At 50.5% G+C, this 15,247-nt stretch carries 13 protein-coding genes; all 13 read left to right on the top strand.

The genetic code is table 11. The annotated features are described in order from the left end of the window. The first annotated feature begins 290 nt into the window (after positions 1-290). The 13 genes from SLIP_RS05790 to rlmD all read left to right on the top strand — a co-directional run bounded on the left by SLIP_RS05790 (position 291) and on the right by rlmD (position 15,077). Positions 291-1,163, top strand: coding sequence for a PHP domain-containing protein (locus tag SLIP_RS05790; protein WP_013175346.1), 873 nt, complete (start codon positions 291-293; stop codon positions 1,161-1,163). Continuing rightward, positions 1,156-2,100 (top strand): D-alanine--D-alanine ligase, encoded by a 945-nt coding sequence (locus SLIP_RS05785; protein ID WP_013175345.1) that lies wholly within the window; start codon positions 1,156-1,158, stop codon positions 2,098-2,100. The genes SLIP_RS05790 and SLIP_RS05785 overlap by 8 nt, the downstream gene beginning before the upstream one ends. 73 nt (positions 2,101-2,173) lie before the next feature. Next, positions 2,174-2,515, top strand: coding sequence for a hypothetical protein (locus tag SLIP_RS05780; RefSeq protein WP_013175344.1), 342 nt, complete (start codon positions 2,174-2,176; stop codon positions 2,513-2,515). A 140-nt stretch (positions 2,516-2,655) separates the two neighbouring features. Continuing rightward, complete coding sequence (locus SLIP_RS05775; protein ID WP_013175343.1) at positions 2,656-4,371, top strand: ABC-ATPase domain-containing protein; 1,716 nt, start codon at positions 2,656-2,658, stop codon at positions 4,369-4,371. Positions 4,372-4,460: 89 nt separating this feature from the next. Further along, positions 4,461-5,540, top strand: a complete 1,080-nt coding sequence (gene mqnE, locus SLIP_RS05770; RefSeq protein WP_013175342.1) for an aminofutalosine synthase MqnE — start codon at positions 4,461-4,463, stop codon at positions 5,538-5,540. A 45-nt stretch (positions 5,541-5,585) separates the two neighbouring features. After that, complete coding sequence (locus tag SLIP_RS05765; protein WP_013175341.1) at positions 5,586-6,413, top strand: menaquinone biosynthetic enzyme MqnA/MqnD family protein; 828 nt, start codon at positions 5,586-5,588, stop codon at positions 6,411-6,413. Positions 6,414-6,416: 3 nt separating this feature from the next. Then, positions 6,417-7,490: a cyclic dehypoxanthinyl futalosine synthase gene (gene mqnC / locus SLIP_RS05760; RefSeq protein ID WP_013175340.1), complete on the top strand. Its 1,074-nt coding sequence runs from the start codon at positions 6,417-6,419 to the stop codon at positions 7,488-7,490. Between the two features lie 14 nt (positions 7,491-7,504). Continuing rightward, positions 7,505-8,344: an MTAP family purine nucleoside phosphorylase gene (locus tag SLIP_RS05755; RefSeq protein WP_013175339.1), complete on the top strand. Its 840-nt coding sequence runs from the start codon at positions 7,505-7,507 to the stop codon at positions 8,342-8,344. An 86-nt stretch (positions 8,345-8,430) separates the two neighbouring features. After that, positions 8,431-11,169, top strand: coding sequence for a UPF0182 family membrane protein (locus tag SLIP_RS05750; RefSeq protein WP_013175338.1), 2,739 nt, complete (start codon positions 8,431-8,433; stop codon positions 11,167-11,169). Positions 11,170-11,207: 38 nt separating this feature from the next. Then, positions 11,208-12,119, top strand: coding sequence for an MBL fold metallo-hydrolase (locus SLIP_RS12015; RefSeq protein ID WP_013175337.1), 912 nt, complete (start codon positions 11,208-11,210; stop codon positions 12,117-12,119). 73 nt (positions 12,120-12,192) lie between these two features. After that, complete coding sequence (locus SLIP_RS05740; protein ID WP_013175336.1) at positions 12,193-12,738, top strand: SGNH/GDSL hydrolase family protein; 546 nt, start codon at positions 12,193-12,195, stop codon at positions 12,736-12,738. Positions 12,739-12,742: 4 nt separating this feature from the next. Then, positions 12,743-13,633, top strand: a complete 891-nt coding sequence (locus SLIP_RS05735; RefSeq protein ID WP_013175335.1) for an MBL fold metallo-hydrolase — start codon at positions 12,743-12,745, stop codon at positions 13,631-13,633. Between the two features lie 67 nt (positions 13,634-13,700). Beyond that, on the top strand, positions 13,701-15,077 hold the full coding sequence (rlmD, locus tag SLIP_RS05730) for a 23S rRNA (uracil(1939)-C(5))-methyltransferase RlmD (protein WP_013175334.1): 1,377 nt from the start codon (positions 13,701-13,703) through the stop codon (positions 15,075-15,077). The last annotated feature ends 170 nt before the right edge of the window (positions 15,078-15,247 follow it).

Genomic DNA, 15,247 nt, shown 5'->3' with positions numbered 1-15,247 from the left:
AAAGTCATTTGCAAGAAACTCTTTCGCTGCGGCAAATGCCGTGGTGACCGCCCTTGCAGGCATTCCAACATGCGGCTTCCCAGCACCTATTTTAGCATACGATTGTGGCCGATTCAACCTGCCTGGGCTTTTCGGCCGGCAAAAAAATTGGAATACGCTTCTTGCTATTTGCTATTATATTGTAAGAAGCGCAAGAAGAAAATGCTTAGAAGGTGTGCTATAGGAACGGGAGGTGGGAATGCAGGATACGTCTAGGAAGCGCAAGAAGAAAATGCTTAGAAGGTGTGACTATGGTAAAAGCCACCGTGGATCTACACTTGCACACGACCGCGTCGGACGGGGCTACTTCTGCCCTGGAACTCGTACACCAGGCGGCTGCTATGGGCCTGAAAACTATCAGTTTTTGTGACCATGAAAGCATCGAAGGATACAAGCAGGCGTTAGAAACGGCAGAAGAACTGGGGTTGGAGCTTATTCCTGGGGTGGAGCTGCTCACGATGCACGAGGGAAGGGAAATACATCTTCTGGGATATTATGTAGACCCTGATTCCCCGGTCCTTAATTCCTGGTTAAAGGAACTGAGGGAAGACCGAAACGTAATAGCAGAACAGATGGTCGACAAGTTCAATAAGCACGGTTATGACATTAAGTTTGAAAGAGTAAAAGAGATTGCGACTGATAACGTGGCTATCGGGAAGAACCATTTTCTTTTTGCGCTCATTGAAGCCGGTTATATTAATACGAAGGACGAGATTATCCATATCCTACGGGACTACCTGGCTCAACACGGATTAGCTCATGTCGATTTTTCTAAGAACCCGTACTATGAAGCGGTGGAAATCATTATAGAGTGCGGGGGAATACCGGTGCTGGCGCATCCCGGGCTGATACGGGATGACCACTTGGTTCTGGATCTGTTACGCCATCCCAAGCTAGGACTAGAGGTGTACTATTACTATCTCGGACCCGATGCTGAAAAGCTGCGACAGAGGTATTACACCCTGGCTCGGGAGAGAAACCTGGTTATGACTGGAGGAAGCGATTACCACGGGCGGTTTTCCCCGGATGTCAAGTTGGGACAGGTATACGTGCCGGAGGGGGTAGTTGCCCAGTTAAAGGCTCAAGTAGCTTTAAGAGAGAAAGGGGTTCTAAAGAGTGGGTAAGAAGGTGCTGGTTCTTTACGGGGGGAAATCTAAAGAACGGGAGGTCTCGCTTCGCAGCGGCAGGGCCGTAGCCGATGCCCTGTCCCAAAAGGGGTTCGAGGTTAGTGTTCTCGACCTAAATGAAAACTCGGTAGCCAGCATTGTCGCGGACAGGCCAGATGTAGCATTCATCGCTCTTCACGGTAAGTACGGAGAGGATGGAACAGTCCAAGGCTTGCTCGATATCTTAGAAATACCCTACGTCGGTTCAGACGTTCTCACCAGTGCGGTGTGTATAAACAAGGCTACGACGAAGAAAATATTAGCCTATGAACAACTGCCTACGGCTCCTTTTGTCATCCTTAACACGGAACGGGGTCCCAAGATAGGCTTGGCAGAAATGGCGGACAAAGTTGTAAAGGAACTGGGCCTGCCTGCAGTAGTCAAGCCTGCAACTCAAGGGTCTAGCATAGGCACTACCATCGTCAAAAAGGAAGAGGCCCTTATTCCGGCCCTCGAAACTGCTCTGGGTTATGACGGGGAGCTAGTGGTAGAAAGGTTCATCGACGGTACAGAAGTAACCGCATCAGTGTTAGGCAACGAAGATGCCGAGGTACTTCCCCTAATTGAAATAGTGGCCGAAAACGAGTTCTACGATTACGAAGCCAAGTACACGCCCGGTATGAGTCACCACATAATCCCGGCCCGTATCAGTGAGCGGGCGCGGGTCAGGGTGGAAGAGATTGCGTTGAAAACATACCATGCCTTCAAATGCCGGGGTTTTTCGAGGGTAGATTTCATCGTAGACAAGAATGACAATCCGTTTGTTCTCGAGATAAATACAATTCCCGGCATGACTTCGCTCAGCTTGTTCCCGGATGCAGCTCGAGCGGCGGGAATGAGCTTTGAGGACCTATGTGCCCGCTTGGTCGAATTGGCCTTATCCGCCAAAAAATAAGTTTTTAAAAACGAGCAGGATTATGACGGAAAAAGTAGAAATAGTAACTATCAATTATCAGGGATGAGGGACCTTGACGAATTTTTTACCAGCCGGCATAATCTTGGATCAGTTGGAAGACATCCTACAATATACCTTGGAGCTCGAACAAAAGCTTGAACAACAGGTAGTATCGGCGGAGACGAAGCAGATAGCCAGTAGCATTGCAGGGACTGTGCGGGATCTTTTGGGGTTTCTACAGAAGTTCCCATGCCAGCCTTTGGTTTACACGGGTAGCGGAACTACGGAGGAAGTCATCGCTAGGCTCGAATGGTTGCTCGCACTCTATTCAATGGAAGACAGTGGTATTACTTCGGGTCGCAAGCCCCGCAAGAATCGAAGGGGCAAGCAAAAACAGGCAGTTTCTAGTTCATGATCTCGCGTCCTATTCTTCGTACAAAGTAAGCTAGGTGGTTATGCACTCCAGAGTGGGCAAAACTAGCCTTAGGCTACGGCTTAAGGCTAGTTTTATTGTAAATTGCGTTCTGCCTAAATAATAGTTTAGGAGGATCAACAATGTTGAAAAAGGCGGATTTAGTCAAGATTCTGTCGCGGATTGAAGGAAGAGGTTACAAGGCCTATCAGGAGATAAGAGGAAGCTACGAAATGGGGACTCACTTACTCTATATAGACCACGTACAAGGAGACCCTTTTGCTTCCCCATCTCGAGTTCGGGTTCAAGTGCCCCTGAGTCGGGCGGGATTTCCAGACTATCTCCTGGACGGAATAGAGCGCAAGGTGGCGTTGGGAGATATATTGGCCCGTCGCGCAGAGATGGTTATTGCTCGCCTTGTGAAGGGGCGAAGAGGAACGGGCAAGAGCGGGATGATTCACATCGATGCCGGGGAACAAGAGGTCCTGCCACGAACTGCGGTAAGGATCGGCACCGATTACTTGGAAGCTAGAATTTCTGTCGGGTTACCCGCAGCCGGTCGCACTGTTTTGGGACACGAGGCGGCTAGCATGTTGACGGAGGAATTGGGAGCTGTAGTTGAAGGCACCTTTTTTATGAACGCCTGGAAGGAGGAGGAATTACGCCGGCACGTATGGATGTTCGAAGATCAGAACTGGATCCGTAGCCAACTGAAGGCGCTGGGGCTGGTAGCTTTTATCGGCAACGGCTCGGTTCTTCCACGAAAAAGCGGTATCAGCAACAAGCCGATGACCACCTCAGAAGTTGTCCGGTTTTTTGCTCCCTCAACCCTTGAAGTAGTGATCGACACCAAACATCACGGACCGATAACCGGTATGGGTATTCCGACCGGGGTAACCTTGATCGTAGGGGGAGGGTACCACGGCAAAAGCACCCTTTTGAAGGCTATCGAGAGGGGAATATACAACCATATCGCGGGGGACGGACGCGAGTGGGTAATTACTAATCCGACCGCGGTCAAAATCCGAGCCGAGGATGGGCGTTATGTGCAAAAAGTTGACATAACTACTTTTATCAGCAACTTGCCGTCGGGAGAGCCTACGAGCAGCTTCACTACTGAAAATGCCAGTGGCAGCACTTCCCAAGCAGCCAACATAATCGAAGCCCTGGAAATGGGAGCCGAGGTCTTGCTCCTAGACGAAGATACAAGTGCCACCAATTTCATGATCAGGGATGCCCGCATGCAGATGCTGGTACCGAAGGAGAAAGAACCTATTACCCCTTACATCGACCGGGTGCAGCAGTTGTACCGCGAAAAAGGGGTATCGACCATAATAGTCATGGGCGGGGCAGGGGACTACTTCGACGTGTGCGACACCGTAATTATGATGGATAATTATCGTCCGCATGATGTGACGAAGGAAGCCAAGCTGACTTCCCGGCAGTTACCCACCAAAAGGCAGCCGGAAGTTCCGGGAGGTTTGCCGGCTTGCAGACAACGCGTGCCTCTCAAGGAAAGCTTTAATCCGTTCCGCGGGCGCAAAGTGAAAGCTGAGGCCAGAGGTCTGCACACGGTGGTGTTTGGCGAGCTGACAATCGATTTGAGTTTAGTGGAACAGATAGTTGATTCCAGCCAGACGCGAGCTATCGCCGATATCATTCTGTATTGCACGCGTTACGTCGATGGGCAACGTTCGCTGCGTCAAGTGTTGGAATTAGTGTATGAAGACATAACAGAAAAAGGGCTAGATGTGGTTTCGCCATTCTACGGGCAACACCCTGGGGATCTGGCGTTTCCTAGGATATTGGAAACAGCTGCAGCCATAAATCGGATGCGTACACTGAGGGTTAAAAACTGACTGAAAAATAAAATAGGACCGTAATCGTTTTTGCTATAATAGTTTAAGGATCCAACCTAAATAAAGTGTTGCGAGGAGAAAGAGACACGATGGACAGGAGATTGAGCGAAATAAGAGCGAAGGTCGAAGACGGAGAAAGACTGAACCGGGAGGAGGGAATTTATCTCTTTTCCGTAAATGATATCCTAACCCTGGGGGAGATGGCCAGGGCGGTTAAGTGGAGAAAAACCGGGCGCGATGTTTACTTCAACGTGAACCGACACATAAACCTTACTAATGTTTGCATTTCCCAGTGCGAGTTTTGCGCCTTTGGCAGGGATGCAAAGGCTCCTGGTGCCTACACTATGACGGTGGAAGAAGCCTTGAGACTAGCCAGAGAGGCTGTACCCCTGAACATAACCGAAATACACGTGGTGAGCGCTTTACATCCCCAACTCCCGTTTGATTATTATGTACAGGTTATAAACGAGCTGCATCGGGAATTTCCCCATGTTCACCTCCAAGCGTTTACCGCGGTGGAGATACAGTATTTTTCAAAGATATCTGGTCTCACCGTTAGGGAAGTCTTGGAGACCCTTAAAGCTGCAGGTTTGGGGTCGCTTCCCGGAGGCGGAGCGGAGATATTGAAGGACGAAGTGCGTGGTATCACTTGTCCCAGGAAAGCTACGGCCGAGGAATGGCTCGACGTGCACCGCACTGCTCATCAATTAGGATTACGTACCAACGCTACCATGCTTTACGGGCACATCGAATCGATTGAAGACAGGGTTGACCACCTATTGTCATTGCGCGAACTTCAGGACGAGACCGGGGGCTTTCAAGCTTTTATACCTCTGCCTTTCCATCCCGAAAACACCCGGCTAAGTCATATCCAGCGCACGACGGCGGTGGAAGATCTCAAGGTTCTCGCCATATCGCGTCTGATGCTCGACAACGTGGATCATATAAAAGCCTTCTGGATAATGCTGGGAGTGCCTTTGGCTCAGCTTTCCCTGGAATTTGGGGCCGATGACTTGGACGGCACGGTGGTGGAAGAACGGATTACCCACGCGGCGGGTGCTAAGACCGATGTAGGGATTGCTAAACCAGAACTCATACGGTTGATCAAAGCGGCTGGCTACGAGCCGGTAGAAAGAGATACCGTCTACAACGTTGTTGCCAGGTATTAGTCTAGACAGCGTTCCAGTCTGAAAACGAAAAGGGGCATTTTTACGGTGAGAGCAAGGATTGGACATATTCGGTTTCTCAACTGTTTCCCCGTACTGTACGGGTTGAGAGCGCTTGACGCTCTGCCGGACATAGAGCTGGTGCAGGGCACACCGGCTCAGCTGAACCGGATGCTTGTGAGCAGAGAACTAGACCTTACTCCCATATCTTCTATACAGTATGCCCGAAATGCGGAAGATCTGCTGCTGGTTCCTGGTATCTCGATAAGTTGCGACGGCAGGGTGATGAGCATCCTTCTTTTTTCGAAACTTCCCATAGCAGAATTAGGCGGAAAGAGGATAGCCCTGACTAACGTTTCGGCCACCTCCCACGTTTTGTTACGCATACTGATGGAACGCAAGTACAAGCTGGAAGCGGAGTACGCGGTAACAGAGCCCGATCTCGACTTCATGCTGAAGGAGGCGGACGCTGCGTTGTTGATTGGGGACGACGCCATGCATTCCAGCCAGCGGGCGAACGGTGAACTTTTTGTCTATGACCTCGGCGAGGAGTGGAAGGATTATACCGGAGAACCCATGGTTTGCGCGGTATGGGCTGTACGTCGGGATTTTGCTGAAACCAACTTAGAGGAGGCTACATTCATACAGAAAGCGCTGGTAAGCTCGGTTCAGTATAGTCTGAACCGGACGCAGGAAGTAGCCCAGGCCGCGGTCAATGGTAGTTCATTCTCCGCGCAATTCTTGGAGGAGTATTTCTCCGTTCTCAAGTTCGGCTTTGATGCGAAGCTCAAACAGGGACTGAGGCGGTATTACGAAGAAGCTCACAGTATAGGAGCCTTAACAGGCGTCCCTTCACTGGAGTTCTTGGAGGTATAAGCGTTGAATGCCAAAAATATTCTGGCCGAGCTGGTCCAGGGCCGGCGCATGGAGTCAGAGGAGTTCTTGTTTCTTTTTCACGAAGCTGATCTATTAGAGCTGGCACAGGCTGCGGCTCTGGTCAGGGACCGGCTTTTTCCCGACAATCTTGTGACTTTCATTATCGATCGCAATATCAATTATACAAACATATGCTCGTGTGGATGCAGATTTTGCGCGTTCTACCGTTCTCCCGGGGCAGAGGACGGCTACGTGATAACGGAAGAAGAATTGTTCAACAAGATCCGAGAAGCCCTTGATCTCGGGGCCACGCAGGTAATGATACAGGGAGGCCTGCATCCTGATTTAGGCATAGAGTTTTTTGAAAACATGTTTCGAAGCATAAAAGAAAACTTTAATATCACCGTGCACTCTCTTACCGCCCCCGAGATAGCTCACATCGCCAAAGTGTCGGGCCTTACTACCCGCGAGACATTGAAAAGGCTGGCCGCAGCCGGTCTGGATTCCCTGCCGGGAGGCGGGGCAGAAGTGCTGCATGATGAGATAAGGTCGTACATCAGCCCCAACAAGATAAAAACCAAAGAGTGGCTGCGCATAATGGAGGAGGCTCACGAAACCGGCCTCAAGACTACTGCCACCATGATGATGGGTAGCATTGACGGGCCGGAGCACCGCCTGGCCCACCTAGAAGCTGTGCGTTCGCTGCAGGACCGGACCGGAGGGTTTCGCGCTTTTATCCTGTGGACCTACCAGCCGGGTAACAACGAACTGATGGGGCAAAAGGTAACCAGCAGTGAGTACCTGCGTACACTGGCCTTGAGCCGGCTGTACCTGGATAACATAGAGCACATTCAGGGTTCGTGGGTTACCCAGGGAGAGCAAATAGGGCAGTTGTCGATTTTTTTCGGAGCCGATGACCTGGGCAGCATCATGATTGAAGAGAACGTGGTCAAAGCTACCGGACTCTGCTACAGGATGAGCCGGGAGCGCATGATAGAGCTTATCAGGAAAACGGGAAAGACTCCGGCTTTGAGGGACACCGAATACAAGATTCTGCAGGTTTACGATGAGCTGTGAGAGGGGCGAGAAGCGTGAAGAGTATCCCTGCTTGCGAATATGCGGTCATCGGGGGATCCAGCACCTTCAACATAGACTTCCCTGAGGAATTGGGGCTTGATTATGTGCGTGCGATCGAAGACGGATTGCAGTTCGATACCCCTTACGGCAGAAGCCCGGCTTTTAAACGTTTTGAACTGACTACGGAAGAGGGAGAATCCCGTCATATTCTGACCTGCCGCATGCACGGCTGGAGACGGGGCGTAACCCGCAAACAGGCATCCCAGCAGGTTTTTTGGGTTTTGCGGGAGGCGGGGGTTCAAAAGATAATCGGTGAAGGGGGAGTAGGGGGTATAAACCACCTACTCAAACCCAGGGATGTGGTTGTGCCTAACGACTACATAGACTTTTCCATGCGGAAAGACGTCGGGCTCGACGATCACTATCTTCTGATAATGCGAGAGGCACTTTGTCCCGAACTGCGCCGTTTATTAGTAGAAACGGCTGCCAGACTGACTTCGTATCGGGTATTTGATCGCGGGGTTTATGCGGTCACCGACGGGCGACACTTTGAAAGCCCGGCCGAGGTCAACCTGTTCCGAATGGCCGGGGCTGACGTGGTAGGTCAGAGCCTGTGCCCTGAAGTATACCTGGCCCGGGAAATAGGGGCATGTTACGCTGGGATATACCTGGTCGTCAACTATGCTGAAGGCGTGGTAGAATCTTGGGAGCACCGTGAACTGGAAGAAATATTCTACTCAGAAGGATACTCGCTGGGACGCGTCATCGTGGAGACTGTTCGCTCGATCCCTGCGGCTACACGCTGCAACTGTTCCGGTCTGCGGAAAGAAACGCTGCTTAAAGGCATCTACTGATCCAGATAATCGGCGCAGATGATGTAACCGGTTTCACAGGAGAGCAAGGGCTCACAGGTTGAGCCACAGAGAAAGGAGACAGATTGGTGAAGGGTGGCATTAGTCGGTACGGGTGGCTGATTCTTTTATTGCTTTTAGTAGGGCTGGCTTCTACCGGGGCCAGGCTGTACGTTGACTGGTTGTGGTTCGATTCGCTGGGGTTCGGCAGTGTTTTCGGCACTGCCCTAGTAAGCAAAATACTGGTCACAACAGCAGCATTCCTGTTTGCTTTTGCCATCATATATGTTAATTTGGCGGTTGCCCGGCGTAACGTGCTTCGCGACCAGCCCCCACCGGTCAATGACGAAGGACGTAGCATCATCTACCTCAATCCCGAAACCCCCTGGCAACGGTGGTTGGGAGCTCGCGTCTCAGGGTGGATACTTTTAGCCATAAGCCTTTTCCTGGCCTTTATACTTGCATCGATTGTGGGTGGAAAGTGGGCGGTTGTTCTCCAGTATCTCAACTCGGTTCCTTTCGGCAAAACCGACCCTGTTTTCAACAAAGATATAGGGTTCTACGTTTTTAGCCTCAAGTTTTACCGCCTCTTATATGGTTATCTCATGGGTACTCTCATCATAGCTACCATCTGCACCGCGCTCTTGTACCTTATGACGGTCACCTTCGAGGTATTTTTTGCTGATTGGAGGGAGTTTTCCTACTCGAAGAAGCACCTGGCGGTTCTAGTGGCTGCCATCTTATTTTTGAAGGCTTGGGGATACAAGCTTGCGGGTTATGCTCTTCTGTATTCGCCGAGTGGAGTGGTATACGGGGCGGGCTATGCGGATATTCACGCCCGGTTACTGGGGTACAAGGTGCTCCTGGTTATCGCGTTACTTGTCGGTTTGGTTATTGCCATGAATGTTTTTCTCCAAAAGATGAGCTGGATCGTGGCTGGCCTAGCCGTGTGGGTGGTTTCCTCGGTAACCCTACTCGGGATTTACCCCTGGCTTGTTCAGAAGTTCGCGGTCGAGCCTAACGAGTTTGCGCGGGAACAACAGTACATTGAACATAACATCAAAATGACAAGGGAGGCCTACGGCCTCGACAGGGTGGAAAGCAAGACGTTTAACGTTCAATACAATCTAGGTTGGGATGATATTAAGAACAACGAAGATACCGTCAGGAATATTCGCTTGTGGGACTGGCAGCCCCTAAAGAAGACGTACAAAGAAATACAGGAGATCCGGTTGTATTACCAATTCAATGATATCGATGTCGACCGTTATGTTATCGATGGCAAATACCGCCAGGTTATGCTGGCGGGACGGGAACTGGCTCAGGATAAACTGCCGGAACAAGCGCGAACCTGGATAAATCAACACCTAAAGTATACCCACGGTTATGGCGTAGCGATGAGCCCGGTCAACGAGGTTGCCCAAGAAGGTTTGCCGCGGTTGTTTATCCGGGATATACCCCCGAGGTTTTTGACTGACCTGAAAATCGAACGACCGGAAATCTATTTCGGCGAGAGTACTGACCAGTATGTTTTCGTCAGGACCAAAACCCAGGAGTTCGACTACCCGTCGGGCGATAAAAACGTGTGGACCACCTACCAGGACACGAGCGGGGTCAAGATCAATTCGTTTGGCCGCAGGTTGATTTTGGCTTGGGTCTTTCACGATTACAAGATACTGCTTTCAAACGATATAACATCTGACAGTTACGTGTTGTTCTATCGCAATATAGATGAAAGGATGCGCAAGATAGCTCCTTTTTTGAGGTTTGACGGGGACCCTTACCTGGTAATAGATTCAGGCCAGCTGTACTGGATACGAGACGCCTACACCTTAACCGACATGTACCCGTATTCAGCTCCTTTTGAAAACAGCGGAGCCAATTATATACGCAACTCGGTCAAGGTCGTTGTTAACGCGTACACTGGAGAAACGAAGTTTTATCTGGCTGACAGCCGGGACCCAGTAGTAAGGTCGTATGCCCGCATTTTCCCCCGCCTTTTCACTCCGATGGAAAAAATGCCCAAAGGGTTGCGGCAGCACGTCCGCTATCCGGAGGACCTTTTCTCGGTGCAGGCCCAGATGCTGGCTGTGTACCACATGCAGGATCCCCGTGTGTTCTACAATAAAGAGGACAAGTGGAATATACCGCGCGAGATTTTTGAAGACCAGCCCAGAGACATGGAACCGTACTACATCATAATGCGCCTGCCAGGCGAACCCGAGCCCGAATACATCTTGATGATGCCTTTTACCCCAGCCAAGAAACAAAATATGGTGGCCTGGCTCTGTGCCCGTTCCGACGGTGAGGATTACGGAAGACTTCTTTTGTTCGACTTCTCTAAACAGGAATTGGTATTTGGTCCAATGCAGGTGGAGTCGCGCATCAACCAGGATTCTAGGATATCGCAGCAACTGACCTTGTGGAATCAAAGGGGGTCAAGGGCTTACCGCGGTAATCTCATGGTTATCCCTATCAACCATTCGATACTGTATATTGAACCGCTCTACCTCCAGGCGGAACAAAGCCAGATCCCGGAGCTGAGAGCCGTCATTGCCGTTTACGGAGACAGGGTTGTCATGGCCGAGAGCCTGGATGAGGCCATGGTCCAGTTGTTCGGTGAAAACCAGACTGCCCAGGAAACCCGTCCTGATCTAACCCCGGTTGCTCCCGGCGAAGTTACTCTGGAAGAACTGGTCAAACAAGCGCAAGACTATTACGACCAGGCCCAGGAAAACCTGCGGCAGGGCAACTGGGCCGGATATGGGGAAAACATCGAAAAACTGAAGACGGTTTTGGACAGTATGGAAAAGAAGGTTGCACCGTAGGTGCTTGAGACTGCTTGAATCACGGGGGATTACGTGTCATGACAGAACTGACAGGACCGATAAAGATAATCCGGGCCCAGTCCAAAGCGGCTTACCCTTATTGCCACTGCCTGTACGTGGACGGGGACGTGAAAGCCGTGTTCGACACCGGGGCGGGAAGGAAAGCTTTCGCGGAACTGGATCCTGAATCAGTCGATATGGTGATTTATTCCCATTTTCACCCCGACCATACTCACGGCCACGAACTCTTTGCTAAGTCCACTTACTGTATCCATGCTCTCGATTATCCCGCGATGGTATCGCGTGAAAAGTACTTCTATTACGTGGGGCTACAACTATGGGATGAGTTGTTGGAAGCCCCTAACCTAGAATATGGCAAGATGATGAGAGAACGACATCCCGATCCCGATTTCCCAGACGTCACCTCTCGGGTGAAGAGGATTGACCTGATGTTTCAAGAGGGTGACGTTTTCGACTTTGGGAAAACAAAAGCGACGGTTATCCATACTCCTGGTCATACTCCTGGCCACAGTTGCTTTTTCTTTGAACAGGAGGGGGTTTTGTTTTCCGGTGATATAGACTTGATCCCTTTTGGTCCCTGGTATGCCAGCTACCTCTCCAACTTGGACGATTTCCTCAGCTCCATCGAGAAATTGAAGATGCTTGCCCCGCAAGTGATAGTCAGTTGCCACCGGCGTTACATCACAGAGAACATCGGAGCAGAGCTCGATGCCTATCGGCAGAAGATTTTTGAGAGAGAGTCCCGGGTCATAGGTCTTCTGGAAACTCCACAGACTCTAAATGACCTGGCATCCAAAGGCATCATTTACTCTGACCATCCTCATGTTTACTATGAATTCTGGGAAAAGCTGATGTTACTCAAACACCTGGATAGGCTGGAAAAAATGGGTGTAGTGGGTACAGACGGCAACGTGTGGTATAAGGTATGATTTAACTTACTTCATTCCGAAAGGCGAGGTCGGCACTACCGGTGATCGTTCTTTACCTAGGAGGAGATGGGGAGTGAAACGTATCGTTTGCTTAGGAGACAGCCTTACTTATGGGTTCCCGTATGGTCCCAGGACATCGTGGACGACATACCTGGCTGAAATAACCGGGTACGAGGTCATCAACGAAGGTATCAACGGGAACACGACGGGAGATATGTTGAGGCGCTTTGAGCGGAGTGTACTGGCTCACCGTCCCACCCACGTGGTCATAATGGGAGGCACGAACGATGTGGTCTGGAGAGAATCGCATGACCGCATTGTGGATAACCTGAAGAGGATGGTCGAACTTGCCGAAGCGAATGGCATTAAGCCGGTACTGGGCTTGCCCATTCCCATCGACGATGAGGAAATGGAAAGGCGATTGGTCAGGCTACGAGAGTGGATAAAGGCTCATGCCCAAGCGAAAAACCTGCCGATTATAGATTTTTATTCGGCTTTCATAGACGGTAACGGCAATGTAATCGATAGTTATTTCCTGGATGGGGCTCATCCTAGCAGGCAAGGATACGAAGCGATGGGGCGAGCCATCGACCCGAGGGTATTCGATCAGGGGGTGTGATGCTGTGAAAAGGATCACGGACACCATCACTTTTATCGAAGGACCCTTTTTCCAGTTCCCGTACTGCCATTGCGTGTTGGTACAGGACGACCGGTGCTGCTTCTTAGACACCGCCATGCCAGCCAGCCACTTGCTTGAGATCATAGAAGGGAAGCAGGTGGATGTGGTGTTGTACACGCACGGCCACCTCGATCACGTTTACAACCGCAACAGGATACATAAGCCCTTCTGCCTTTATCCCATGGAAGAGATGTGGATGGAATCGGAACAGAAATTCTTGGAAGCTTTTGGGTTTAGCAGTTCAGAAGAAAAGGTTTTTGGAAAGCTGATGATGCAGGCAGGGGAATGGAGTTCAGGAAAACCGGACGGGCACCTTTTTCCCGGGCAGGTCATAGACTTGGGGAAAAACCGGATTCAAGTTCTACACCTGCCAGGCCACACGCCGGGGCATTGCGGGTTCTTTTTCTTGGACGAGGGGATCCTTTATTCTGGGGATATTGATTTGACCGATTTCGGTCCTTTCTACGGCAACCCCGTATCCTCTATTGAAGATTTTATTTCCAGCCTCGAGTTCTTGATAGAACTCCAGCCGGACATGATTTTAGCCGGACACGGGGAAGGAATAGTAAAGCGTAATGTCCGCCAGCGCCTGCGCGATTACCGCGATATCATCTTCAAGCGGGAGGATGATCTTGTGGCCAATCTCAAGCGCTTTGGCAAGGCTACTTTGAACGAAATAGTGAGCTGGAAGACAATTTACGGTAAATATAACTACCCGGAAGAATACGAAGCGTTGTACCGCGTTATTGAAAGGAATATGGATGTCAAGCACCTGGAACGCCTTATAGCTCAGGGCAGGGTGGTCAAAGACAACGAGTACTATGTGGTGACTTAATGGTTGTGCGGGTGAGAGAGGAATTGACCCGGGGTGCGGTATGCTGTGCGATGACAGGAGGTTGTAAATGCGGGTTAAGGACAGGCCTGTTGCCGCGACAAAGATATATGAAGTGAACATTACCGGGCTTAGCCACAACGGTGAAGGCGTCGGTAAGATTAAGGGGTTTACGGTGTTCGTACCTGGAGCCATTCCAGGGGAAACGGTGCTGGCTCGGATAACCGAAGTAAGGTCTCGTTATGCGAGAGCTGCCTTAGAAGAGATAGTTACTCGTTCCGCGCACCGGGCAACTCCAGTTTGTCCGGTTTTTGGTCAATGTGGGGGTTGCCAGCTTCAACACATAGATTACAGCCGGCAACTGGAACTAAAAAGGGAAGTGGTAGTACAGGCATTAAAAAGGATAGGACATCTTGAGTGTGAGGTTTTGCCTGTTAGAGGGATGGATAACCCGTGGCATTACCGGAACAAAGGCCAATTTCATGCCGGTAAAAACGATGGTCGGGTGTTTTTTGGATTTTTCAAACCGGGAAGCTACCAAGCTGTTCCTGCACGAGATTGCTTGCTCTTCAGCCCGGCGGTCAATAACCTGCTAGGTTACCTGGAGCAATCCCTTACTGAATCGGGGGTAGAGGTTTACCATCCCCAGACCGGCGATGGTCGGTTGCGAAACCTGGTCATCCGCGAAAGCTCTGCAACAGGAGAAATGATGGCTGTCTTTGTTACTACCCACGAAAAATCGCTAAACTCTCATTTCCTTCAGGGCCTCGGTGAAGCTTTTCCCCAGCTAACTTCGGTTTACCAAAACATCAACCCGGGCAGGAGCCCGTTGGCTTTGGGACCGAAGTTCAGGCTTCTCTCCGGCAAACCAGAGATAACCGATAAAATAGAGCATTTGAGCTTCGAAATTTCTCCCGGCTCTTTCTTTCAAGTGAACCGGGTTCAAACCGAGTTACTTTACCGCATTGTTAGCGAATTTGCTGAGCTAAATGGGACGGAAACGGTACTCGACGCCTATTCCGGGGTGGGGACTATAGCTTTGTTTTTAGCCGAGAGAGCGAAAAAAGTTATCGCCGTGGAAGAGAACGAGAAAGCTGTAGCGGATGCACAGAAAAATGCCAGAGGTAACGGTATCAAGAATGTGCGGTTTATCGCCCAGAGGGTTGAGGACTGGGTCACGAATGCCGCCTTGGATCACGAGCGACCAGATGTAGCCGTGGTAGACCCGCCGCGCCAGGGACTCAATCGGGGGTTCCTGCAGGCCTTGGTTACTATGAGCCCGGCCCGCCTGGTGTACGTCTCCTGTAACCCGGCTACCTTGGCAAGAGACTTGGGCCACCTGGCAAACCAAGGTTACACAATAAATGCAGTGCAGCCGGTCGACATGTTTCCCCAGACCGGGCATGTGGAGACTGTGGTCTTGCTCAAGAAGAACAACAGGGGGTGAAGCCTTGTAGGTTGAGGTTTGGAGGGGGATTCTGGCCATTTTTTGAGGATGACGGGCATGGGAAATTGACAATTTTTCTTATATGAGATTTTGCACATTGACCAGTCTTGTATAATCGGTGATTTATCGCATAGCTTAGCATAATTATGATAAAATTATGCTAAGCAATA

The organism is Syntrophothermus lipocalidus DSM 12680, from assembly GCF_000092405.1.
Taxonomy (GTDB): Bacteria; Bacillota; Syntrophomonadia; order Syntrophomonadales; family Syntrophothermaceae; genus Syntrophothermus; species Syntrophothermus lipocalidus.
Note: the sequence above shows the minus strand (reverse complement) of the source record. Positions and strands in the feature narration are given on the sequence as shown.